Annotated in this window: 1 protein-coding gene; it reads left to right on the plus strand. The window is 72.1% G+C overall.

What is annotated here, in order from left to right:
• Positions 1–167 precede the first annotated feature (167 nt).
• A complete protein-coding gene (locus tag L7D48_RS26915; protein ID WP_237883413.1) occupies positions 168–1,820 on the plus strand; it encodes a long-chain fatty acid--CoA ligase in 1,653 nt (550 codons plus the stop codon).
• Positions 1,821–1,907 lie beyond the last annotated feature (87 nt).

The raw sequence follows: 1,907 nt of genomic DNA on the forward strand, positions 1-1,907 counted from the left end.
AGGGGGAGGCGGCGGTCGCCGCGTAGCGGCGGGCCGGGGGAAAGACGGCGACATATCCGGGTCCGGCCTAGTGACATACCGACCGGTCGGTGGCAAGCTTCCCGCAACGACAGCGCCACCCGCCCACCAGCGGCGGCGCACGTATATCTCGTTCACGGGAGGCCCCGGTGCTGAGCACGATGCAAGACGTACCGCTGACCGTCTCGCGCATTCTGCGACACGGAACCACGGTGCACGGAAAATCGCGGATCACGACCTGGACCGGGGAAGGCGAACCGCACCGCAGGACGTTCGCCGAGGTCGGCGCCCGCTCCGCCCAGCTCGCCCACGCCCTGCGCGACGAGCTCGGCGTGGCCCCGGGCGACCGCGTGGCGACCCTGATGTGGAACAACGCCGAGCACGTCGAGGCGTACTTCGCCATCCCGTCCATGGGCTCGGTGCTGCACACCCTCAACCTCCGGCTGCCCGCCGAGCAACTCGTGTGGGTCGTGGGCCACGCGGCCGACAGGGTCGTGCTGGTCAACGGCTCGCTGCTGCCGCTGATCGCGCCGCTGCTGCCCAAGCTGGAGCCGGTCGAGCACATCGTGGTCGTCGGCCCCGGCGACACCTCCCTGCTGGAGGGCTGCCGCCCGGCCGTCCACGAGTACGAGGCGCTGATCGAGGGCCGGCCGACCTCGTACGACTGGCCCGAGCTGGACGAGCGCGAGGCCGCGGCCATGTGCTACACCTCCGGCACCACCGGCGACCCCAAGGGCGTCGTCTACTCCCACCGCTCCATCTACCTGCACTCCATGCAGGTCAACATGGGCGAGTCGATGGGCCTGACGGACGCCGACACCACCCTGCCCGTGGTGCCGATGTTCCACGTCAACGCCTGGGGCCTGCCGCACGCCGTCTTCATGACCGGCGTCAACCTGCTGATGCCCGACCGCTTCCTCCAGCCGGCCCCGCTCGCCGCGATGATCGAGGCCGAGAAGCCCAGCCACTCGGCGGCCGTACCCACCATCTGGCAGGGGCTGCTGGCGGAGCTGGCCGCCAACCCGCGCGACATCTCCTCCCTGAAGAACGTCACCATCGGCGGCTCGGCCTGCCCGCCCTCCCTGATGCGGGAGTTCGGCGAGAAGTACGGGGTCACCGTCACCCACGCCTGGGGCATGACCGAGACCTCCCCGCTGGGCACCGTCGCCCACCCGCCGGGCGGGCTGAGCGACGAGGAGGCGTGGCCGTACCGCGTCAGCCAGGGCCGCTTCCCGGCCTCCGTCGAGGCGCGGCTGATCGGACCGGACGGCACCGAGATGCCGTGGGACGGCGAGTCCGCCGGTGAGCTGGAGGTGCGCGGCCCCTGGATCGCCGGGGCGTACTACGGGGGCGCGGACGCCGAACCCCTGCGCCCCGAGGACAAGTTCAGCCCCGACGGCTGGCTGCGCACCGGCGACGTCGGCGTGATCACCCCCGACGGCTACCTGACGCTGACCGACCGCGCCAAGGACGTCATCAAGTCCGGCGGCGAGTGGATCTCCTCGGTGGAACTGGAGAACCACCTGATGGGCCACCCGGCCGTCGCCGAGGCCGCCGTCGTGGCCGTGCCCGACGAGAAGTGGGGCGAGCGCCCGCTGGCCACGGTCGTCCTCAAGGAGGGCGCCGGTGACGTCTCGTACGAGGACCTGCGCGAGTTCCTCTCCGACAAGGTCGCCCGCTGGCAGCTTCCCGAGCGCTGGGCGGTGATCCCGGCGGTGCCGAAGACGAGCGTCGGCAAGTTCGACAAGAAGGTGATCCGGGCGCAGTACGCGCAGGGGGAGCTGGACGTCACCCGGCTCTGAGCGCGCACGGCGCACACGGCGCGCCCGTACCGCGCACGCGGGCGGCGGCCCGGACGGGAATCCCCGTCCGGGCCGCCGCCCGCGTGC

Origin of the sequence: Streptomyces sp. ICN903 (genome assembly GCF_022015835.1) — a bacterium.
GTDB classification, from domain to species: Bacteria; Actinomycetota; Actinomycetes; order Streptomycetales; family Streptomycetaceae; genus Streptomyces; species Streptomyces fenghuangensis.